We start from the raw sequence: 21,051 nt of genomic DNA, 5'->3' as shown, positions 1-21,051 counted from the left end.
GACTTCTACAGCTACCGGTGGTTAGGATCATGGCATTCATGCGATTGCTCTGCTGCTGGACCAGCCAGGGCAATCGCATGAATTCACGCCCGCCCAAGTCCGAAGAGCTGCTCACGGTATTCATCCGACGTCGCCGCAATCAGTCGGCGCACCTTGATGCCCCCCTTGCGCGGAATCGGATCCAGCCGAATCAGATTCAGCGTGATGTGCTTGAGCACCGCCAGGTTGTGCGCGGCATGGCCCGTACGGGCACGCATCTGATCATCACCAAACACCACGTCCATGCACCAGTGCAGGCGGTTCTCAACTGACCAATGCGCCCTGATGGCATGCGCCAGGCGTTGTGCATCCGCTGCCAGACTGGTGAGGTAGTAGCGCTGCTCGCGGGTGGTTTTGCCTTTGACCAGACGCTCTGAATCCATCACCACAAAAGCATATAAATCAGGCCATTGCGTTGGTTTGTACAGACAATCCAGTTGGTCGAAGACGTAGCAGCGACGATGTTCAATACGTCCGTGATCCTTCTCTATCTGCTCATGAAAGCTGTGCGGGGTTTGTTCCGCCGGGGCAGATTGGAACTGTGTGAAGAAGTCGCGCATTGAGTCGGCGAGCGTAGGGTGGTTGTCCTTGACCGCCAGAACATAGTCAGCTTTCTTGTCGCGGATGGCCTGGGCAATGTTGGTTTGCGTGCCCATCGCGTCGATGGTCACGATGCAACCTTCCAGCGCCAGGGTATTGAGCAGCGTCGGGATGGCGGTTTTTTCATTGGATTTTTTTGCCGTTGCCGTTTGTCCCATCACCAGCCCGGCCCCGGCGGCAAAGGCGCTGACCAGATGCAGTGCGGTGGCGTCCACCTTGCCGGAGCGTCGGCTGGTTTTGCCGTCGATTGCCACCACATCCTGAGCAGCCAGAGCGGGCAGTATGCTGCGAACCCAGCGTTGAAAGGCAGACTCGAATTCTGTTGGATCAATCAGCCCGAACAGCCGCCCAAACGTGTCATGAGAGGGAATGCCGTGTTCCAGCTTGAGATAGCGACGAAACCATGTCAGTTTCTCGTTGGCCCAGGCTTCGATCTCGACGAAGGTGTCGGCACCGGCCAGTACGCCGTTGACGGCGACCACGAGCACTTCGACCAGATCGTGCCGTGTCTTGCGGGTTTGGCGAGGGTCGGTGATGGAGACAAACACATCCGCTAGCTGCAACTTGCCTTCTGTCTCCATGAGTCGCTCCCAAAAAGCGGGACGCTACACAAATCAGGGGCAGGTGAACAGTCTGGGGCGTCATGGCTTGTAGGCGTTAGGGCAATGGCATTCATGCGATTGCCCTGTCGCACCCGGCGGCATGTCGGCATGCCCCACCGGGCTGATTTGGCTAAACCCGTTGCCATCCGCCACGCCATGGGCATTGCCTGGGCCAACCCGGTGCGTGGCTTACATTGCCGCCGGCACAAACACCCGCAAGCGATGGCCGTCCGGGTCGGCGGCAGTCATGGTCAGGCCAAAGTCCATGGCGGTGGGGGCCTGAATCACCTCCAGCCCCAGGGTTTGCCAGTGCTGGTGCATCTGCTGCAAGCTGGCTTCATCTGCCAGCGCCGCGGCCAGTTCAACGCAGCCGGGCGCTGCGGTCACACTGGGCACCACACCCTCACGCTGCCACAGGCCCAGCTTCAGCCCGCCGGGCAGCACAAACAGGGCAAAAGTAGCGGACAGCTCCACCGGTGCCAGGCCCAGTACGGCCTGATAAAAACGTGCGCTGATCATCGGGTCGCTGACCACCAGAATGGTCATATTGGGAGATAACATGGGCAAACTCCTTTAAATAAGCAGGTAACACACACAGGGAAACCCCCTGAATTCCCATCAGGCCACCCACTGGGGTGGCCATACGGCAAGTGGCTGGGCAAGGGGGGTAATGCGTGACAGTCATGATAATCACCTGCTCCTGACAGCCTGGTGTCAGGAGTGTGATGCCTGTTGCTGGGGCGGGGAGGCGGGCGGGAATAAGGTTGATTCATATCAACTCTTAAGACGGCGCGGCGATTGACTGCTGATAATGATAGCAACTATCATCTTCGTTCAAATACGCTCACTTCCGTTTGGGATACCCGCCATGTTCCGTCACACCCTGCTTGGTTTTGCCCTGTCTGCTGCTGTGTTGTCGTCTTCCGCCTTTGCCGGGCCGGTGTCGCGTGAAGACGTGGCCCGCCATTACGCCACCGTGGTGGAAGCCAGCTACACTGATACGCTGACCAGCGCCCGCTTGCTGCGCGACGCCATCCATGCTTTTGTCGCCACCCCCAGCGAAGCCACGCTGACCAGCGCCCGCCAGGCCTGGCTGGCCGCGCGCGAACCCTACGGCCAGACCGAAGCCTTCCGTTTTTACAGCGGCCCGATTGACGACGCCAAAGGCCCGGAAGGCCGCATCAATGCCTGGCCGCTGGACGAAGCCTATATTGATTCGGTCAAGGGCAAGGCCAACAGCGGCATCATCAACAACCGCAAGATTGTGCTGAGCAAGGACAAGCTGGCGGCACTGAACGAGCGCGGCGGCGAAGAAAACATCTCCACCGGCTATCACGCCATCGAATTTTTGCTGTGGGGCCAGGATTTTGACGCCAACGGCCCCGGCAAACGCAGCTGGAATGATTTTGTCGATGGCCAGGCCGCCAATGCCGACCGCCGCCGTGACTACCTGAAAATCATTGCCGACCTGCTGGTGGAAGATATCGCCAGCGTGGCCAAAGCCTGGCAAGCCAATAGCGCCAACTACCGCGCCAAGTTTGAAAAAGACCCGGACGCGCTGCGCAAGATGATGGTGGGCATTGGCGTGCTGTCGCGCGCCGAGCTGGCCGGCGAGCGCATGGAAGTGGCGCTGGACAGCAAAAACCAGGAAGACGAACACTCGTGCTTCTCCGACAACACCCACCGCGACATCCTCACCAATGCGCTGGGCATCCGCAATGTCTGGCTGGGTGAATACCAGCGCCTGGACGGCAGCGTGCTCAAGGGCCCCAGCCTGCGCGACCTGGTGGCCGACAAAGACGCCAAAGCCGCCGACAAGGTGAGCGCCGACATGGACGCCACCCTGGCCGCCGCCCAGGGCATCAAAGCCCCGTTTGACCAGGAAATTGTGCAAGCCGATGGCCGCAAGCGCGTGCAAGCCACCATCAACGCCCTGAAAAAACAGGCCAACAGCCTGGTGGAAGCCGCCAAGGCGCTGGGCATCCGCAAGCTTAACGTCAAGGGTTAAACGCCCGCCGGCCAGGGCGCGGCGGCTATGGCCGCGCCAGCGGGACGCCTGCGCCCGCCTTCTTCCCGACTGATCCGCCAGCCAGCCAGAAGGCCAGCCAGCCTTGCCCGCCGTGTCCACCAGCCCTGGTCCGGCAAGCCTCTTTATTTGATCTGTTCGGGAGTGTCTGATGTCTATTCTTACCCTTCGTCCCTGGCTGGGGGCGGCGCTGGCCGTTTCAGCCGTGGCGCTGACCACCGGCTTTGCCGCCAATCAACTGGCCGACTATCGCCCCGGCGATGAAAAACTCGGCGGCGACACCACCGTATATGAAACCGGCCGCAACGCCTTCTCGCTGCCGGCGGCCAATATGCACACCGACCGGCAAACGCAGTTTTTTGTCGGCAATTCTTTCTTCAAGAAAGCCTGGGTGGAAGCGCCATCGTCCACCACCGCCCGCGATGGCCTGGGCCCGCATTTCATTGCCCGCTCGTGCGGGGCCTGTCATGCCCTGGATGGCCGTGGCGCGCCGCCGGCCTTTGACCATCAATTGCAGGCCGAGCAGCCCATGGCCTTGCTGTTTCGCCTGTCGGTGGCCGGCAAGCCCGAACCGGTGTACGGCGGCCAGTTCAACAACGACGCCATTCCCGGCGTGAAGCCAGAAGGCAAGGTGCAGATCAGCTACCGCGAACAGCCAGGCCAGTTCCCCGATGGCGAAGCCTACAGCCTGCGCGCGCCCAGTTACGCCTTCACCGAGCTGGGCTACGGCCCGATGCACGCCAAAGTGGAAGTCTCGCCGCGCATCGCCCCGCAAGTGATTGGCCTGGGCCTGCTGGAAGCCATCCGCGAGCAGGATATTCTGGCGATTGCCCAGCAACAAAAAACCGGCCCTGACGGCGTGTCTGGCCGGCCCAACTACGTCCACGACGCCTACGCCGGCAAAAAGCTGATTGGCCGCTTTGGCTGGAAAGCCAACGTTGCCACCGTCGCCCACCAATCCGCCGGTGCATTTTTAGGCGATATCGGCATCACCTCGCCCAAATTTCGCCACGAAGAATGCATGCCAGCGCAAACCGACTGCCTGCGCGCGCCGTCCGGCGGCCAGCCGGAAATCCCCGCCAATAAAATGGACGCGGTGATTTTTTACAGCCGCACCCTGGCCGTGCCGGCGCAGCGCAACGCCGACAGCGAGCAGGTACGCCGTGGTCAATGGCTGTTCAACCAGGCGCGCTGCACCAGCTGCCATGTGGCCAACTACACCACCGGTGTGCTGGCCGGCGTGCCGGAAGTGTCTAAACAGCGCATCCGCCCCTACACCGACCTGCTGCTGCACGACATGGGTGAAGGGCTGGCCGACCACCGACCGGATGGGCTGGCCGATGGCCGCGAATGGAAAACCCCGCCGCTGTGGGGCATCGGTTTGTTCAATGATGTCAACGAGCACACCCATTACCTGCACGATGGCCGCGCCCGCAACCTGACCGAGGCCATTCTCTGGCACGGCGGCGAGGCCGAAGCCGCCAAGCAACGCTTTGTGCAGTTCAACAAGGCTGACCGCGACGCCCTGCTGAGCTTTTTGAACTCGCTGTAACCCCTGCGCCCGCCGGCCTGCCGACGGGCGCATTTTTCTTGCCGAGCCCTACCATGATCCGATTGCTTTCCCTGTTGCTGGCGCTGCCCATGCTGGCCACCGCGCCAGCGGCGCTGGCTGTCGAACCCGGCCCGCGCGACGGCCAGCTGCTGCGCGAAGTGGGCGAAACCACCCTGCTGCCGCGCTATCAGCAACTGGCCCGCCACAGCCAGACCCTGTCCGAGGCGCTGAATACGCTGTGCGCCGCGCCCGACGCCCAGCGGCTGGATGCCGCCCGCCAGCGCTGGCGCGACGCCTATCTGGACTGGATGGCGGTCGCCCCGCTGAACTGGGGCCCCACCGCGCTGGCGCGCAGCCACCGCCAACTGGCCTTCCAGCCCGCCCGTCCCGACGCCATTGAACAGGCCATCAGCGCCGATGCAGGTCGTCAGCCCGACGCCGCCCAGCGCGTGGGCGCACCCGCCCGTGGCCTGGCCGCCATCGAATACCTGCTGTGGACCCGCCCGGCCCAACTCAGCCAGCCGGCGCGCTGCGCCTGGCTGACGCAACAAGGCCAGGACGCCGCCGCCCACACCGCCCAACTGGCCACCGACTGGCGCGAGTTTGCCGGCCAACTGGCCCGCGCTGGCCAGGCCGACACCCAGCTTTACCCCAAGGCCAGCGCCGCCATCGAAGAACTGGCCAATCTGCTGATTGCCGGTATCAACGAACTGCGCGACAAAACCCTGCTCAAGCTGCCGCGCCTGAAAGCCGACGCCGTGCCCGGCCAGCGCAGCGGCAGCAGCAAGGCTGCCGTACTGCGCCAGTTTGACACCCTGCGCACGCTGATTCGCGGTGCCGACGGCCACAGCGGCCTGGCGGACTACCTGGACCACGCCGCCGACAAACCGGTGCTGGCCCGCCAACTGCGCGACAGCCTGGAAGCCAGCCGCCAGGCCATCGCCGCCCTGCCTGACCCGCTCACCCCCGGCAAACCCGGTGCCGGCCAGGCCGCCGCGCAAGCGCTGAAACACACCCAAACCCTATTGGAAAACCCGGTGACCGACGCGCTGGGCATTACGGTGAGCTTTAATGAATCCGATGGCGATTGACCGACGCACCTTTTTGCACGGCCTGGCCGCCGGCTGCCTGGCTGTCAGCCTGCCGGCGCGCGCCGGTGCCGCGCCGCTGGCAGTGCTGTCCGCCTGGAGCCTGTCGCGCAGCGAACACCGCGCCGGCAGCCCGGACGGTCAGCGCGGCGTGCCGCTGGCGCAACGCGGCCACCACATCGAGCCCGACCCACGCCGCCGGGGCCGCGCCTGGGTGTTTGCCCGCCGCCCTGGCCGCGAAATCCAGTATATTGACTGGCAGCGCGGCCGCACCCTGGCGCGCTTTGACTACCCGGAAAACCGCCACGGCTTTGGCCACGGCGTCTACGCCCACGGCCAGCTATATACCACCGACAGCGATATCGACACCGGCCACGGCCTGATTGCCGTGCGCGACCCCGACACCCTGCAAGTGCGCCGCGAATTTCCCTCCGCCGGCATCGGCCCGCACCAACTGCTGGCCTGCACCGATGGCAGCCTGCTGGTGGCCAACGGCGGCATCCTCACCCTGCCGGAAAGCGGCCGCATCAAACTCAACCGCCAGACCATGCAGCCCGACCTCTGCCTGCTGGACCCCGCCAGCGGCACCCTACGCGAGCGCTGGACCCTGCCCGATGCACAACTGTCCATCCGCCACCTGGCCGACGCCGGCGACGGCTGGCATGGCGTCGCCCTGCAAGCGGAAAACCTCGACCACGGCCTGCCACTGGCCGCCGTGTGGCATCGCGACCACGGCCTAAGCCTGCTGCGCGCCCCCGAAGCCATCGAAACCGCCTGCCTGGGCTACGCCGCCAGCATCGCCGCCTGCGGCCCGGTGCTGGCCATCACCGCCACCCGTGGCCACCGCGTGCTGTTCTGGCACCGCAACGGCGAATACCTGGGCGAATTCGCCACCCCCCGCCCCGCAGGGATTGCTGCAACCCCGGACCAACGCGCCTGGGTGGTCAGCAATGAGCATGGTGAGCTGCATTGGGTGGATGCGGGCACGCGGGAGGTGGACCCGGCGCGCGGGCGGAGGTTGGCAGTGATGTGGGATAACCATTTGGTGGTGGGGTAGGGCGCACGGTCGTGGCGCACTTGGTGCAGTGTGTTCCCGCTTGGGGATGGGATATTCCTGTGTGGCGCGGGAATAAAGTCAGTGCCACAGTGTGCTGTCGGCAGCGTAAATGGCCGCCGAGCAATGCCGTCACTCAAAATATGGTTAATGGCTTTATTTTGGCCTATGCTGACACCTCCTCCATAGTTCAGGCTAATCCCCATGGACACCCCCGACGACTACGACAGCCCGTGGAAAGACGCCGTTGAGCATTACTTTCCCGAGTTCATCGCCTTTTACTTTCCCGATGCCAGCCAGCAAATAAACTGGGCGCGTGGTCATGAATTTCTCGATCAGGAACTGCGCGCCGTGGTGCAGGATGCTGAACTGGGCAAACGCTTTGTCGATAAACTGGCCAAAGTGGCTCTGCAAGACGGCAGCGAGCGCTGGGTGTATGTCCATCTGGAAGTACAGGGCAGCGCCCAGGCAGAATTTGCCGAGCAGATGTTTGTCTACAACTACCGCCTGTATGACCGCTACCGCCAGCCGGTGGCCAGCCTGGCGCTGCTGGCCGACACCACCCCACACTGGCGGCCAGATCACTTTTCATTTGCCGTACTGGGCTGCAAGCACGAGTTATGCTTTCCCGTGGCAAAACTGCTGGACTACACCCAAGATCAAGCGGGGTTGTACGCCAACCCGAACCCGTTCGCCCTGGTGACCCTGGCCCACCTGCTGACCCAGGCCACCCGCCAGGACATGAATGCCCGCTTCGCCGCCAAGTGGAAGCTGGTGCAGTTGTTATACCAGCGTGGCTGGGATAAACAGCGGGTGATTGATCTGTTCAGCGTGATGGACTGGATGATGCGACTGCCAGAGCAGTTGAAACGGTCGCTGTGGCACAATATCGAAGTGCTTGAGGAGCAAGAGAAAATGCGTTACGTCACTTCTGTTGAGCAGTTGTATAGCGAAAAATGGATGCAGCAGGGATTGATCCAGGGACGTGCCGAGGGCGAAGCCTACGCTTTGCAACGCCTGCTGCAAAAACGCTTTGGCCCGCTGTCTGAAGACGTGCTCGCCCGCCTGCAAACCGCCCGTGTGGACGAGTTGGAATTGTGGCTGGATCGGGCGCTGGATGCCGATACGCTGGCCGGGGTATTTGCCCAGTAAGGTGCGCTGGCGGCGTGTTTGCCACTGCTGCTGGCGCATCACCGGTGGGTTTTTTCGGATCTGTGCCGGCTGAATGCGGTCGGCACCATTTGCGTGTGCCCCATCGTGCTTGACTAAGTTAACGATAACTATTATCGTTAACGCCATGAACACCCCCATTCTTCCCTTGCCGCCGTCTTCCGTCCCGCCACTATCCGCCAGCGCCTTGCCTGAGGCTGCGCGGGTATTCGACAGTGTCCAGCTGCTGGCTGGGCAGACGGAGATTTACATCACCCATCAGGGGGAGGTGTACCGGTTGCGGCAAACCCGGCAGGGCAAGCTGATTCTGACCAAGTAAGCCTGTCTGTTCCTGTTGCCCCCAAGGGGGCACCCGGCAATGCCGGGGGGGGGGGTTGACGGCATCAACCCGTGTGATTCTCTCTTGGCGTTTCTACGCCCCCGCGCCAGCCCGCTTGCCGCCAGCCCGCGCACTTCTTTTTATCTGGAGTGTGTATGTTCAAAGCGTGCTCGCTGTCTGAGGCTGGCCTGTGTGTGTTGGCGGCTTTTCCGCTGTTTGTTCATGCCGATGAAGCGCCTGCGCGGTTGGCCTTGCAGTTGCCCACCGTGTCGGTAGCGGCTAGCCGGGTGGAAAAACCCCTGAATGAAACCGCGCCCAGCGTGGCGGTACTTGAGCCGGATTCACCGCTGCGCGCGCCAGTGCGCGACATCAAGGACCTGGTGCGCATGGAGCCGGGCGTGTCGGTGCTCACCGACCCGAGCCGGCGCGGCCATGCGGGCTACACCATTCGCGGCATCGACGGCAACCGTGTGCTGATGCTGGTGGATGGCGTGCGCCTGCCCGATCAATACAAGGGCGGCGGCGGTTCCGGGGCGATTGCCGGGCGTGATTACACCGAGCTGGACAGCCTGAAATCAGTAGAAATCCTCAAGGGGCCGTTCTCTGGCAGCTATGGCAGCGACGCCATTGGCGGGGTGGTGGCGTATCGCACGCTGGGCGTGGAGGATTTGCTGGCGGCGGGCGAAAGCCGGCATGTGAGCGTTAAAGGCTTTGCCCACAGCGCCGACCGCAGCGTGGGCGGCAGCGCCACCCTGGCCGGGCGCAGCGAGGCGCTGTCGGCCTTGGTGCGTGTCACCCACCGCGATGGCCAGGAAACCGACAACCGGGGCGATGCCGATCTGTCTGGCAGCCAGGGCAGCCTGCGCAGCACACCCAATCCACAGCGCTGGCATAGCGACAACGTGCTGGCCAAGCTGGGTTTCAAGCCGGCGGATGGCCATGCGCTGACGCTGACCTACGAACGCTTTCGCCGCGATACCGACACCGAGCTGATTTCCTCGCAGACCAGCGCCATTGTGGCGCAGCCGGTCAGCGATAGCGTCAGCCGCGACCGGGTGAGCCTGGCGCACGCCATGGAGCTGAACCTGCCGTGGCTTAAGCGCGCGCAGTGGCAGGTGTACTGGCAGAACATGCTGGCCACGGAAAAAGCCCGCGAATCACGCACCGGCAATATTGTGCGGCTGACCGACAACACTTTCGAGCAAACGCAGACCGGCGCGCAGGCGCAGCTGGAAAGCCGCTTTGCCGCCTTCAACGCCGCGCACAGCCTGGTGTACGGCGTGGAAGCCAGCCGCAGCGAAACCAGCCGGCTGCGCGACCGCACCCAGATCAACGCCAATGGCAGCACCAGCAAGCTGGTGGCCGGCGAGCCGTTTCCGCAGCGCAATTTCCCCGACTCCACCAGCGACCGGCTGGGGGTGTTTGTGCAGGATGAAATGCGTTGGGACAACGGCCTGAGCCTGACGCCGGGCGTGCGCTTTGACTGGTATCGCATGCGCCCGCACACCGACGCGCTGTTTAACGTGATCAACCCCAATAATTACCCCATCGCCACCTTCAAGGATTCGGCGCTGTCGCCCAAGCTGACCGCCGCCTGGCAAGTCAGCGAGCCGCTGACGCTGTTTGCCCAGGCCGCCACCGGCTTTCGGGCACCGCCGTTTGACGACGCCACCATGGCCTTTGCCAACCGCACCTACGGCTACGAGGTACTGCCCAACGCCAATCTGAAGTCCGAACGCTCGCGCGGGCTGGAGCTGGGGGTAAAGGGCGAGTGGACCGGGCTGAGCCTGGCGGCCACGGCGTTTTACAACCGCTACAGCGATTTTCTGGAGCAAACCCTGCTGTCGTCACGCGACACCAATGGCAACGGCGTGCCGCTGGAATACCAGGTGCGCAATGTCGGTCGGGTGAATATTCATGGCCTGGAATTCAAGGGCCAGTGGCAGTTTGCCCCGCACTGGCAGCTGGGCAGCTCACTGGCCTGGGCGCAGGGCGACAACCAAACCACTGGCCAGCCGCAAGACACCGTCGATCCACTGAAATGGGTGCTGAATCTGGGCTATCGCGGCGAGCAATGGGGGGTGAGTGGCTACCTGACGGCGGTAGCGCGCAAAAGCCGGGTCAGCGACCCGAGCTACTTCCGCCCCGGTGGCTATCAGGTGCTGGATCTGAGTGGCTACTGGCAGCTCAGCAAGGCCGCGCGCGTGACGGTGGGGGTGAACAATCTGTTCGACCGCCGCTACTGGCAGTGGTCGGACATGCGCGGCCAGCTGGCCAGCGACCCGGCCTTGCCGCGCTACACCCAGCCGGGACGCAATCTGTCGGCGTCGTTTGAATACCGTTTTCTGTAATTGGCCTATTGCCCTGTGAACTGAAAGGATATGTGATGGAACGAGCCGCCCCCGCCATCTGGCAAGCCTACGAAGCCCTCAAGCGCGACACCCCGCAACTGCGCGCCCGCGATGCGGCCCAGCAATTGCAGATCAGCGAGGCCGAACTGGTGGCTGCCGATCCGGCCAGCCTTCCTTTGCGCAGCGATGACTGGCCTGGCTTGCTGGGCCAGCTGGCCAGCCTGGGCCGGGTGATGGCGCTGACCCGCAACGAAGCCTGCGTCCATGAAAAAACCGGCGTGTACGACCAGCTCAGCTTTGACGGCAAGGTAGGGCTGGCGCTGAATCCGGACATCGACCTGCGCATCTTTTTGTTTCACTGGCGGCACGCGTTTGCGTTGACCCACCACAGCGAACGCGGCCCACAGCGCAGCGTGCAGTTTTTTGATCGCCACGGCGACGCCATCCAGAAAGTGTTTCTGACCGCCGACAGCGATGTCGCGGCATTTGACGCGCTGGTTGCGGCCTGGCGTCACCCAGAACCGCGCAGCGTGGCCCCCGAGCCGCGCCCGGCGCGGGGGGTAGAACGCGCCGACCGTGACATCGACCTGGCGGCGTTTCATGCCGGCTGGCGCGCACTGAACGATGTGCACCAGTTTCATGGTTTCTTGCGTGATTTTGGCGTCAGCCGCCAGCAGGGGTTTCGCCTGGCCCCGCCGGGGCAAGCCTGGCGGGTGACGTTGAACGCCACCGAGCACATGCTGCGCAGCGCCGCCAGCCGGCAACTGCCCATCATGGCGTTTGTGGGCAATGCCGGGATGATCCAGATCCACACCGGGCCGGTGCAACGGATCGAAACCGTGGGTGCCTGGCTGAATGTGCTCGACCCCGGTTTTAATCTGCACCTGCGCGAAGACTTGATCGACGCGGCCTGGGTGACGCACAAGCCAGGCGACAGCGGTGTGGTGACCTCGCTGGAGCTGTTCGACCGCGATGGCCAGTCGGTGGTGACCTTTTTTGGCGCGCGCAAACCCGGCCAGCCCGAACAGCCCGCCTGGCAAGCGCTGATGGACAGCCTGCCCAAAGAGGCCCGCCATGGCTAAGCCGCCGTCGCGCGCGCTGGCGATGCTGGCCTTGCTGCTGGCCAGCGCACTGTGTCAGGCCAGCGAACGGATTGTGGTGCTCACCTCCGACGTGGCCGATATTGTGGTGGCACTGGGCGCGGCACCACAGGTGGTGGGGCGCGACCGCTCGTCGCGCCATCCGGCACTGGCCCACGCCCGGGAAATCGGCTTTGCCCGCTCGCTGAACGCCGAGCCGATTGTGCCGCTCAAGCCCACCCTGGTGCTGGGCAGTGAACAGGCACAGCCGCCCGGCATCTGGAAGCAGCTGGACACCCTGGGCATTCCCGCCCGCCAGGTGGCCAGCCACGAAGATGGCCGCGACTTTGCCCAGGCCATTGTGCGCATTGGCCAATGGCTGGGCCGCGATGCCGACGCCCGCCAGCTGGCCAGACGCTGGCAGGACGGCATGGCGGCCCAGCCGGCCAGCGGCAGGCGCTATCTGATCAGCTACGATGGCCGTATGGTGGCCGGGCGCGGCACCGCTGCCGACACGCTGATTCGCGCCGCCGGCGGCATCAACGCCGCCGGGCAGGTGGACGGCATCAAGCCGCTCAACCGTGAAGCCTGGCAGCAAGCCCGCCCGGATGTGGTGATTGTCGCCAGCCATAATCGCGCCGTGTACGGCAGCGTGGACGCGCTCAAGGCCCGGCCCGAGCTGGCCGGCAGCCCGGCGGTGCGCCAGGGCAAGGTGGTGGAAATGCGCGCGCATGAGGTGTTCATGATTACCCTGGACAGCCCGGAGATTATCCGGCAGCTGCGGGCGCTATGAACAGGCGCGGGATGACACCGTGGCTGGTCTGGCTGCTGCCTGGCGTGGCGCTGGGCCTGTGGGCCTGCGGGCTGGGCGGCGGCAGTTGGCATTGGCCAGACTGGCAGGATCCGATGGTGCACGGTTTGCGCATGCCGCGCGTGCTGACCGCGCTGCTGGTGGGGGCGGCGCTGGCTGCCAGCGGCGCGGCCTTGCAGGCGCTGTTTCGCAACCCGCTGGCCGACCCAGGCTTGATTGGCACCGCCAGCGGGGCCGCGCTCGGGGTGATTCTGCTGCTGTTTTTGGGTGGGGTGGGTGGGCTGAGCGTGCCGCTGGCAGCCTTTGCGGGCGGCTTGGCCGTCACCCAGCTGATTGTGTTGCTCAACGGCCTGGTGCGCGGCGGCGAAACCGGCTTGCTGCTGATTGGCCTGGTGGTGGGCGCGTGCTGTGGCGCACTGACCAGCCTGCTGCTGTTTTTGTCGGATGACCTGACCTTGCGCGGGGCAATGGCCTGGCTGGCCGGTAATCTGGGCGAGGCGGGCTTTGCCTCACTGGGCAGCGCCGGCCTCATCATGTTGCTTGGGCTGGCGCTGTTGCTGGCGGTAGGCCGCCAGCTGGATGCGTTGTTGCTGGGCGAAGAATCTGCCCAGGCACTGGGCATCGACGTGGCGCGCACCCGGCTGCTCACCACGCTGGGCGCGGCACTGGCGGTAGGGGCAGCGGTGTCCTTGTCTGGGGTAATTGGCTTTATCGGCATGATGGTACCCAATGCGCTCAGCCTGCTGCTGGGCGGCACCCGTCGCCAGCTGATTGTGCGTTCGGCCTGGGTGGGCGGGCTGTTCTTGTTGTTGATCGACAGCGCCGCCCGCAGCGTGGTTTACCCGGTGGACTTGCCCGCCGGCCTGCTGGCCGCGTTTACCGGGCCACCATTTTTTATCTGGTTGCTGTGGCAGCGCCACCGACGGGAAGCACATGGACAGGCTTGATTCGCCGTGGGCGCTGTGCGCCAGTGACATCAGCCGCCAGCAGGGCGCACAACGGCGTCTGGCCCGGCTGAGCGTGCAGATTCCCCATGGTGCCGTCACCGCCATCATTGGCCCCAATGGCGCGGGCAAATCCACCCTGTTGCGTCTGCTGGGCGGGCTGGAGCCCAGCCAGTCGGGCCAGATGACCCTGTTTGGCGTGTCTTTTGATCAGTTGTCCGCCGCGCAACGCGCCAGGCAATTGGCCTGGGTGGCCCAGCACCCGCCCAGCCAGCTGCCACTGTCGGTGCGCGCCTGTGTGGCGCTGGGCCGCCAGCCGCATCAGGCCTGGTTTCAGCTGCCGTCATCCACCGACCAGCAGGCAGTGGACCACGCGCTGCAGGCGGTGGCGCTCAGCCACAAGGCCAGCCACCGCTTTGCCAGCCTGTCTGGCGGCGAACGCCAGCGCGTGGCCATCGCCCGCGCCCTGGCGCAGGACACCCCGCTGCTGCTGCTGGACGAACCCACCAACCACCTCGATATCCGTCACCAGCACGGCGTGCAGGGCCTGCTGCGCCAACTGACCCGCCAGGGCAAGACCGTGGTGCAAGTGCTGCACGACCTGGAACTGGCCGCCAGCTACGCAGACTGGATCATCCTGTTGGCTGAAGGCCAGCTGCGCGCCGTGGGTGCGCCGGAACAGGTGCTGACCGCCAGCATCCTGCACGACGCCTTTGCCTGGCCCATCACCCCGCAGCGCAATGCGCAGGGCGAGTGGAGTTTTTACTCGGCGCGCGCGTAGCTGAACGCGGGCAGGGAGATGGCCTTTTCAGCGGGCGATGGCCCGCCAGGCAGGGTTAATCCGCCATCTCGGCCAATCTGGCCTGCGCCTGCTGATACCCCGCCCACAGCGCTTCGCCCAGCCCCGCGCTGGCTGGGGCAAAAGGGGCGCGCAGTTCGTCCCGGCATTCGCCGCTGCGGGCCAGCAGCGCCTTCAGCGGGGCCGGATTGGGCTCGGCAAACAGTAGCTGGATCAGCGGGTCCAGCGCCACGGCAATCTGGCGGGCATGGTTAAGCTGTTCGGCGGCAATCTGCGCTTGCAGGCGTACATGCCAGCGGGTCAGCACATGGGCCGAGGCGGCAATGGTGCCGTGTGCGCCCAGGCACAGCGCGGTGAAATTTTGCGCGTCGTCGCCGCACAGCACCTGCAGCCGGGTGGCGTGGATCAGTTGCATCCAGCGTTCTACCGTGCAGCCACATGCCTTGATGCCGGCAATCCGTGGGTCCTGGCTGAGCGCCTGCAGGGTGTCCAGGCTGAGGGTGGCACCGGTGCGATAGGGAATATCGTAAATCAGCAGCGGCAGGTCGCTGGCTTCGGCTACTGCTTCAAAATGCCGGCGCATGCCGTTCTGCGAGGGACGCACATAGCTGGGCGGCGTGACCAGCAGGCCATCCGGGGCCAGCGCGGCCAGGCTGCGCGCCTGGGCCACGGCAGCGTGGCTGGCAAACTGGGTGACGCCAAGCACAATGGGCGTGTCGGGCACGGCGGCGCGCAGGGTGGCAAAAATCGCCTCTTGCTCGCAGGGGTGCAGCAGCACGCCTTCGCCAGTGGTGGCCCCGGCCACCAGGCCGGCCACGCCTTGCGCTACCCGGTCCTGGGCCAGCTGCGCCAGTGCGGGGTGGTCGATGTGGTCGTGGTGAAACGGGGTGAGAATGGGCAGCCAGACACCTGAAAAACACGTTTGCATGGGAGAAACCTTTCAGTCGGAAGTGGGAAACGGATACACCGTCCCATCGGCAGGGCCGCAGACTGAAAGCAGGTGTGGCAATAAGGCACGACTGACATCCCGTCCGGCAATCCGCCCGACAGGACACGACATCCCCTTGACATCCTCCCCCGCCTAAAGTCGGGGGATTCCTACGGCGCTCATCTCGGCATCAAGCTGGCATGAGTCGCTTCGGCGGGTTCCTGCTGCTGGCGGCATGACCGCACCGCTCACTTCACAGGCTAACTGGGCGTGTCCCGCCCTTAGCACATTGATCGCGCCGACCAGATCGGCGTTTTCCTCGAAACCGCATCCAACGCACGCAAACCGTTCCTGTGTGCGCCGGTTGTCCGCCGACACATGGCCGCAACATGGACACCTGCGGCTGGTGTTCTGCGCCGGCACGGCGATGAGATGCCCACCGTTCCACGCCAGCTTGTAGTCCAGTTGCCGCCTGAACTCGGCCCATCCCTGATCCAGAATGGCCTTGTTCAGCCCGGATTTTGCCCGAACGTTTCTGCCCGGCTGCCCGGTTGTACCTGCCGCCGACCTGGACATATTCCGCACCTGCAAGTCCTCGATACACACCATCGCGTGGTTTTGGCTGATCGTGGTCGTGGCCTTGTGCAGGAAGTCGCGGCGGGCATTGCCGATGCGGGAATGGATGCGCTGGACGCGGGTTTTCGCCTTCTTCCAGTTGCTGCTGAATTTGGTCTTGCGGCTCATGGCCTGTTGCGCTTTGCGCAGCGCCGTTTCATGCCGCCTGAAGCTGTTGAGCGGTGCGTAGAACGTGCCATCCGAGAGCGTGGCGAAGCGCACCACGCCCAGGTCGATGCCGACTGAACCGCCGTTGGGTATCGGCTGTTCGACCTCGCGTTCGGTCTGGATCGAGACGAAGCACTTGCCTGCCGACAGGCTGACGGTCACGTTTTTCACCGCACCCAATACTTCCCGGCTGTTGCGGTAGCGCAGCCAGCCGAGCTTGGGCAGGAAGATTCGGCTGTTGGCCTGATCGAGCCTGATCTGTTTCGGGTCTGGATAACGGAAGCTGTCGGACTGGCCCTTTTTCTTGAAACGCGGGAAGTCGGCCCGCCTGGCGAAAAAGTTGGTGTAAGCGCGCTCCAGGTCCTTGAGCGTCTGCTGCAGCGGATGCGTTGGCGCATCGGCCAGCCATGGCGTTTCAGATCCATTGCGCCACTCGGTGAGCAGCTTGCACAGCCCTGCGTAGCCGAGCTTCTTCTTGCCTTGCTCGTAGCGCTCCTTTTGCAAGGCCAATGCCTTGTTGAAGACGAACCGGCACGAGCCAGCAAAGCGGCGCATGTCGCGCTGCTGTTCGCCGGTCGGCATCAGTTCGTATTTGTAGGCTTGAAGGCGTTGCATACTGGTATTTTATACAGCCCACCCCCATCGACGGCAAGGACGGCTACGCCGTCCGCGCTATCCTTCCCCGCCCTGAACGGCGGGGCTTGCCGCGCACCGGGTCAGCGGAGGCGTCGTTTTTTCGATTTCAAACCGGCGCAGGCAACCGGCGCGCAGGCCAGCCCAACCGTCAGGGCGGCAGTGGGCACAGCAGGCAGGGCGTGTCGGCAGGCAGACATGGGCGGAATGCACAATCAAAAAATATCAGTGAGCGGCCACTATAAGCGAGAAAGTCGCCGGGCTTCAAGCCGATGCATGGCGCGACACCCGGTATGCCGGGCGTCGCGCCAACGGGTTAGCCCAGCCAGTGCACCAGCGCCAGACTCAGCCCCGGCACAAACACCAGCAGGATGATGCGCAGGAAGTCCGACGCCAGGAAGGGCATCACCCCGATGGCGGTTTCCTTCATTGGCACGTCCTTGGCCAGCTTGTTGATCACGTACAGATTCATCCCCACCGGTGGATGCACCAGGCCGATTTCCACCACCATCAGCGCCAGAATGCCAAACCACACCGATTTGTCTTCCACTGGCATGCCGAAGAAGTCCAGGCCCATGATCATCGGGTAAAAAATCGGGATGGTCAGCAGGATCATTGCCAGCGAATCCATCACGCAACCCAGCAGAATGTAGATCAGCAGAATGGACAACAGCACCAACAACGGCGGCAGGCCGCTATCCTTCACCCAGTGCGCCAGCTCACCGGGCATTTGCGACAGCGCCAGGCTGGCGTTCAGCAAGTCCGCACCGATCAGCACCATAAAAATCATGCCGGTGGCGTGCGCCGTGCCGTAAATGCTGTCCAGAAAGCCCTTGCTGCGCATGCCGCCAGTGACCACCGCCAGCACGCCGCAGGCCGCCGCGCCAATCGACGCGGCTTCGGTCGGGTTGGCCCAGCCGCCGTAGATACCGACAATCACCACCAGAAACACCAGCAGCACCGGAATGATGTTGATCTGCGCCCGGATCATCTCGGCAAACGGGGTTTTTTCACCGGCTGGGCCAGCGCTCGGGTCGCGGCGCACAATGATGGCAATCACCAGCAAATACCCCAGCGCCGCCAGAATGCCCGGCACCACGGCGGCGACAAACAGCTTGCCGATGGATTCCTGGGTCAGCACCGCGTAAATCACCAGCGGCACCGACGGCGGAATCATGATGCCCAGCGTGCCCGACGCCGCCAGCGTGGCGGTGGCCAGCCGGCCAGAATAGCCATGCGCGCGCAGCTCGGGCAGCGCCACCTGGCCCATGGTGGCGGCGGTGGCCAGCGACGAACCACAAATGGCACCAAACGCCGCACACGCCGCCGTGGCCGCCATGGCAAGCCCGCCGCGCCAGTGGCCAATCAAGGCCCCCGCCGCCTTGAACAGCGCCTTGGACAAGCCGCCATGGGTGGCAAACTGGCCCATCAGGATAAACAGCGGAATCACCGCCAGGTCGTAATTGGACACCCGCGCATACACCAGATTATTCAGCGTATACAGCAAGCCATCCATCATCCCGGCGTTGATCACCAGATAAATGCCCGATCCGGTTAAAAACATCGCCACGGCAATATGTACCCGCACCGCCAGCATGGCCAGCAGCACGGCAAATCCGATCAAGCCTACAGTGGTGCCACTCATGCTCATGCTCTCCCCGGCAGGGTTTTATTTGGCTTGAACGACGCCCAGGCCCGATACAGCGCGCACAGCGCCATCAGCGCCAGCCCCGGCACCAGCGCCAGAGTGGGCATCCACACTGGCAGCGACACCAGCGTGGTGACTTCGCCCGCTTCGTGAATGGCCTCGGCGGCCAGCAGGGTGCGCCAGGCCAGCACGCCGGCCACACCGGCCAATAACAGCTCGGCCACGCCATCAATCGGGCGCTTGCGCGAGGCACGCATGTTTTCAGTAAAGAAATCCACCTTGATGTGCTCCCCCAGCAAGGTGCAATACGGTAAAAACGCCGACGCCGCCACGGCGGTGCCAGCCTGCATCAGTTCGATGTCGCCGTTGACCGAGCCAAAGCCCAGCTTGCGGCCAATGATCGACACCAGCGACATGGCAATCAGCCCGACAAACAACAGCCCCCCGGATACCGCCATGGCTTTGCTGGCAAGAATCAGCCAGTGCTCCGTCCGGTCGTGTTCAACCAGTTGGTGGGGCAGGCCCATTGGATCGTGCATTTCAATCTCCCTTGTGGGTCATCAACCGGGCCGGCAGCCAGACGGGGCGGTGTGCCCCTGGCGGGATCACCGCCAGCGCCTGGGTTGTTGCCGGCCCGCCGGGCTGCATTACTTCTTGCCGGCCAGCTCGCGGGCCGCCGCCGCCAGCGCGGCGCCATCCAGCCCCTTGGCGTTCAGTTGCTGAACCCATTCTTGCTCCACCCCGGCGCTGGCTTTTTTCATGGCCGCCAGCTCGCTGGCGCTGAACTCGGCAATCTTGTTGCCCTGGGCGGCAATCTTCTTGCGCGCAGCGGCCGCTTCGTCGTCAAAGGTTTGCCCCAGCTTGTCCACCATTACCGCGCCGCTGTGCTTGTCGATGATGGCTTTCAGGTCGGCAGGCAGGCCATCAAACTTTTGCTTGTTCATCAGCACCATCAGCACCGTGGCGGTGGGATAGGGCTGGCCAGCCACCGGCTGGCTGTGGAACTTGGCCACCTCGTTGATCTTGGTGGGAATCACCATTTCCCAGGCACCCAGCGCGCCATCCACCACGCCTTTGGCGATAGCCTCGGTCACCTGCGCCGGCGGCATGGCCACCGGCGAGCCGCCCAGCGCCGCCAGCGTTTTGGCCCCCAGGCGGGTGGAGCTGCGCAGCTTCAATCCCTGCCAGTCGGCCAGGGTTTTCACCTCACGCTTGGCAGTGTTCACCGCCTGGCCGCCATCCACCTGAAACGCCAGCACCTTGTAGGCGGCAAATTCTTTTTGTGCGTGTTGCTGGTAGTATTTCCACACCGCACGGCTGCCCGAGGTGGCATCGCTGACCATGAACGGCAGCTCAAATGCACGCGCATAGAAATACACGTGTACTGGTCAAGTTTTTTCGAACACCCCGATAGGGAGTCAGCCGCTCAAGCCTGCACGGGCACCATGATCAGCCTGTTCGACGCGCATGTGTGGCTCCGTCGCCCAGACAATCACCCGGCGCGAGCGCAGTTCAGCTTCAGGTTGCCGGATGCGTTGCTGGTCTGGGGTCAGTGGTTTGGTTGGTCACTGAGTTCAGCGCGGTATTGGGCCGCCCAGCGCCAGACAGCGGTTTCGCCGAGTCCAGGGTCGCGGCAGAGCTCTGCGATGTTGTGTTATTGGTCGACGATTTTTTAGGCGATTTCGAGTTTGAACTCGGCGGTGAAGTTGCGACGGGTTTGTGGCATGTTCGATGTTCTTGGGGTGGGGGGATTGATCCATCTATCGGATTGTTCGAAAAGATTAGAGCACGACACTGTTCAGACAAAAGCAGTCATTGCCAGTTACATCAAGCAATGACTGCTTTGGCCGAGAACCAGCCACAAACCATCCAGCCCCTCCCCGCTTCAGATCGCACAACCATTAATGTCGCAGACCGGCGCATCACCGGCACTCCCGCCCCCCGGTATCCAAACCCGGCTACGCAACCAATCCTGAAAAGCTTGCGGCTGGCCCAAGTAGCCCCCGATATCAATGCCCTGCAAGACGCCATTGGTTTCGAGTACAAATGAGGGAAAACCACGGGCACCAACCTCTTCCATCAAATGCCGGGTTTCCTCGATATGGCGCTGGACGGCGGCACCAGAATGTTGCGCGAACGCTGCGGCAAAGGCCTGCGTATTGAGGCCGAGTTCGGTAGCGATCTCAAGCAGCGTGGCAGGTTCGGCAATCCGGCGGCCTTCGACGTAATGCGCGATCTGCAGTTTTGCCAGCATGTCCAGCCCACGCCCGGCGATCGCTTCAGCAGCCAGGATGGCCACCGTGGGCGGCTCGGAATCGAGCATCACATCGCTGGCGTGCAGCAGGCCGTCAACATAGGCCGGGCCGAAGGCCTGGCCGGTCAGTTGCGCGATGCGCGCATCGTGTTGCTGGACGTAGGCGCGCAGTTGCGGCGTCACCTGCTGGCGGTTGGCACCGGTCATCATGCCGCCGCCGTGCGCCTGAACGGTGATGACTTGGCGCGCAGCGCTGACCAGCGGCGCGGCACCGTAGCACCAGCCGCAGAGCGGATCGTAGAGGTAATGCAGGGTGCTCATCCGGGACTCCAATCAATATGTCTTGTGGGGTAAAGGCCGGTTTGCCTGGC

General features: G+C 63.8%; 19 protein-coding genes. 11 read left to right on the top strand and 8 right to left on the bottom strand.

The genetic code is table 11. From position 1 onward, the window contains the following. Window positions 1-83: 83 nt before the first annotated feature. Complete coding sequence (locus BXU06_RS14300; RefSeq protein WP_077297545.1) at window positions 84-1,220, bottom strand: ISAs1 family transposase; 1,137 nt, start codon at window positions 1,218-1,220, stop codon at window positions 84-86. 210 nt (window positions 1,221-1,430) lie between these two features. Next, entirely contained in the window at window positions 1,431-1,802 is a 372-nt protein-coding gene (locus BXU06_RS14295) for a VOC family protein (RefSeq protein WP_077301068.1), read from the bottom strand. Window positions 1,803-2,109: 307 nt separating this feature from the next. Here BXU06_RS14295 and BXU06_RS14290 point away from each other — a divergent pair, with 307 nt between their 5' ends. The 11 genes from BXU06_RS14290 (at window position 2,110) to BXU06_RS14240 (ending at window position 14,416) form a co-directional block, all read left to right on the top strand. After that, entirely contained in the window at window positions 2,110-3,249 is a 1,140-nt protein-coding gene (locus tag BXU06_RS14290; protein ID WP_171982231.1) for an imelysin family protein, read from the top strand. A gap of 169 nt (window positions 3,250-3,418) precedes the next feature. After that, a complete protein-coding gene (locus BXU06_RS14285; RefSeq protein ID WP_077301062.1) occupies window positions 3,419-4,819 on the top strand; it encodes a di-heme oxidoredictase family protein in 1,401 nt (466 codons plus the stop codon). 53 nt (window positions 4,820-4,872) lie between these two features. After that, a complete protein-coding gene (locus BXU06_RS14280) occupies window positions 4,873-5,910 on the top strand; it encodes an imelysin family protein (protein ID WP_077301059.1) in 1,038 nt (345 codons plus the stop codon). After that, a complete protein-coding gene (locus BXU06_RS14275) occupies window positions 5,900-6,964 on the top strand; it encodes a DUF1513 domain-containing protein (protein WP_171982230.1) in 1,065 nt (354 codons plus the stop codon). Before BXU06_RS14280 ends, BXU06_RS14275 begins: the two co-directional genes overlap by 11 nt. 201 nt (window positions 6,965-7,165) lie before the next feature. Beyond that, window positions 7,166-8,113: a DUF4351 domain-containing protein gene (locus tag BXU06_RS14270; protein WP_077301053.1), complete on the top strand. Its 948-nt coding sequence runs from the start codon at window positions 7,166-7,168 to the stop codon at window positions 8,111-8,113. A 145-nt stretch (window positions 8,114-8,258) separates the two neighbouring features. Beyond that, complete coding sequence (gene hemP / locus BXU06_RS14265; protein WP_077302926.1) at window positions 8,259-8,450, top strand: hemin uptake protein HemP; 192 nt, start codon at window positions 8,259-8,261, stop codon at window positions 8,448-8,450. A gap of 155 nt (window positions 8,451-8,605) precedes the next feature. Beyond that, window positions 8,606-10,801 carry a TonB-dependent hemoglobin/transferrin/lactoferrin family receptor gene (locus BXU06_RS14260; protein WP_077301050.1) on the top strand — a complete coding sequence of 732 codons (2,196 nt, stop codon included), beginning with the start codon at window positions 8,606-8,608 and terminating at the stop codon, window positions 10,799-10,801. A 35-nt stretch (window positions 10,802-10,836) separates the two neighbouring features. Next, window positions 10,837-11,883 carry a hemin-degrading factor gene (locus BXU06_RS14255; protein ID WP_077301047.1) on the top strand — a complete coding sequence of 349 codons (1,047 nt, stop codon included), beginning with the start codon at window positions 10,837-10,839 and terminating at the stop codon, window positions 11,881-11,883. Further along, window positions 11,876-12,673, top strand: a complete 798-nt coding sequence (locus tag BXU06_RS14250; protein WP_150125220.1) for a hemin ABC transporter substrate-binding protein — start codon at window positions 11,876-11,878, stop codon at window positions 12,671-12,673. Before BXU06_RS14255 ends, BXU06_RS14250 begins: the two co-directional genes overlap by 8 nt. An 11-nt stretch (window positions 12,674-12,684) precedes the next feature. Further along, on the top strand, window positions 12,685-13,638 hold the full coding sequence (locus BXU06_RS14245) for an iron ABC transporter permease (protein ID WP_077301044.1): 954 nt from the start codon (window positions 12,685-12,687) through the stop codon (window positions 13,636-13,638). Further along, window positions 13,625-14,416 carry an ABC transporter ATP-binding protein gene (locus tag BXU06_RS14240; RefSeq protein ID WP_077301041.1) on the top strand — a complete coding sequence of 264 codons (792 nt, stop codon included), beginning with the start codon at window positions 13,625-13,627 and terminating at the stop codon, window positions 14,414-14,416. The genes BXU06_RS14245 and BXU06_RS14240 overlap by 14 nt, the downstream gene beginning before the upstream one ends. A gap of 55 nt (window positions 14,417-14,471) precedes the next feature. Here the strand turns inward: BXU06_RS14240 and BXU06_RS14235 are convergent, their stop codons facing one another. From BXU06_RS14235 to BXU06_RS14210, 6 genes are all read right to left on the bottom strand, one after another. Beyond that, the gene (locus BXU06_RS14235) at window positions 14,472-15,362 is read right to left on the bottom strand and encodes a 4-hydroxy-tetrahydrodipicolinate synthase (RefSeq protein WP_077301038.1); all 891 of its coding nucleotides are present in this window, start codon (window positions 15,360-15,362) and stop codon (window positions 14,472-14,474) included. A gap of 153 nt (window positions 15,363-15,515) precedes the next feature. Next, window positions 15,516-16,760: an RNA-guided endonuclease TnpB family protein gene (locus tag BXU06_RS14230; RefSeq protein WP_077301034.1), complete on the bottom strand. Its 1,245-nt coding sequence runs from the start codon at window positions 16,758-16,760 to the stop codon at window positions 15,516-15,518. Between the two features lie 334 nt (window positions 16,761-17,094). Next, entirely contained in the window at window positions 17,095-18,423 is a 1,329-nt protein-coding gene (locus BXU06_RS14225; RefSeq protein WP_077301031.1) for a TRAP transporter large permease, read from the bottom strand. Between the two features lie 2 nt (window positions 18,424-18,425). Then, entirely contained in the window at window positions 18,426-18,965 is a 540-nt protein-coding gene (locus BXU06_RS14220) for a TRAP transporter small permease (protein WP_077301028.1), read from the bottom strand. Window positions 18,966-19,073: 108 nt separating this feature from the next. Next, a complete protein-coding gene (gene dctP, locus BXU06_RS14215; protein WP_077301025.1) occupies window positions 19,074-19,805 on the bottom strand; it encodes a TRAP transporter substrate-binding protein DctP in 732 nt (243 codons plus the stop codon). A gap of 506 nt (window positions 19,806-20,311) precedes the next feature. Continuing rightward, entirely contained in the window at window positions 20,312-21,001 is a 690-nt protein-coding gene (locus BXU06_RS14210; protein ID WP_077301022.1) for a DsbA family protein, read from the bottom strand. Window positions 21,002-21,051: the final 50 nt, after the last annotated feature.

It is taken from the genome of Aquaspirillum sp. LM1 (assembly GCF_002002905.1).
Lineage (GTDB): Bacteria > Pseudomonadota > Gammaproteobacteria > Burkholderiales > Aquaspirillaceae > Rivihabitans.
Note: the sequence above shows the minus strand (reverse complement) of the source record. Positions and strands in the feature narration are given on the sequence as shown.

Bases quoted from the DNA above. Each gene is read 5' to 3' on its own strand.
- BXU06_RS14300 (WP_077297545.1), bottom strand. From the start codon at position 1,220: ATGGAGACAGAAGGCAAGTTGCAGCTAGCGGATGTGTTTGTCTCCATC.
- BXU06_RS14295 (WP_077301068.1), bottom strand. From the start codon at position 1,802: ATGTTATCTCCCAATATGACCATTCTGGTGGTCAGCGACCCGATGATC.
- BXU06_RS14290 (WP_171982231.1), top strand. From the start codon at position 2,110: ATGTTCCGTCACACCCTGCTTGGTTTTGCCCTGTCTGCTGCTGTGTTG.
- BXU06_RS14285 (WP_077301062.1), top strand. From the start codon at position 3,419: ATGTCTATTCTTACCCTTCGTCCCTGGCTGGGGGCGGCGCTGGCCGTT.
- BXU06_RS14280 (WP_077301059.1), top strand. From the start codon at position 4,873: ATGATCCGATTGCTTTCCCTGTTGCTGGCGCTGCCCATGCTGGCCACC.
- BXU06_RS14275 (WP_171982230.1), top strand. From the start codon at position 5,900: ATGGCGATTGACCGACGCACCTTTTTGCACGGCCTGGCCGCCGGCTGC.
- BXU06_RS14270 (WP_077301053.1), top strand. From the start codon at position 7,166: ATGGACACCCCCGACGACTACGACAGCCCGTGGAAAGACGCCGTTGAG.
- hemP (WP_077302926.1), top strand. From the start codon at position 8,259: ATGAACACCCCCATTCTTCCCTTGCCGCCGTCTTCCGTCCCGCCACTA.
- BXU06_RS14260 (WP_077301050.1), top strand. From the start codon at position 8,606: ATGTTCAAAGCGTGCTCGCTGTCTGAGGCTGGCCTGTGTGTGTTGGCG.
- BXU06_RS14255 (WP_077301047.1), top strand. From the start codon at position 10,837: ATGGAACGAGCCGCCCCCGCCATCTGGCAAGCCTACGAAGCCCTCAAG.
- BXU06_RS14250 (WP_150125220.1), top strand. From the start codon at position 11,876: ATGGCTAAGCCGCCGTCGCGCGCGCTGGCGATGCTGGCCTTGCTGCTG.
- BXU06_RS14245 (WP_077301044.1), top strand. From the start codon at position 12,685: ATGACACCGTGGCTGGTCTGGCTGCTGCCTGGCGTGGCGCTGGGCCTG.
- BXU06_RS14240 (WP_077301041.1), top strand. From the start codon at position 13,625: ATGGACAGGCTTGATTCGCCGTGGGCGCTGTGCGCCAGTGACATCAGC.
- BXU06_RS14235 (WP_077301038.1), bottom strand. From the start codon at position 15,362: ATGCAAACGTGTTTTTCAGGTGTCTGGCTGCCCATTCTCACCCCGTTT.
- BXU06_RS14230 (WP_077301034.1), bottom strand. From the start codon at position 16,760: ATGCAACGCCTTCAAGCCTACAAATACGAACTGATGCCGACCGGCGAA.
- BXU06_RS14225 (WP_077301031.1), bottom strand. From the start codon at position 18,423: ATGAGTGGCACCACTGTAGGCTTGATCGGATTTGCCGTGCTGCTGGCC.
- BXU06_RS14220 (WP_077301028.1), bottom strand. From the start codon at position 18,965: ATGCACGATCCAATGGGCCTGCCCCACCAACTGGTTGAACACGACCGG.
- BXU06_RS14210 (WP_077301022.1), bottom strand. From the start codon at position 21,001: ATGAGCACCCTGCATTACCTCTACGATCCGCTCTGCGGCTGGTGCTAC.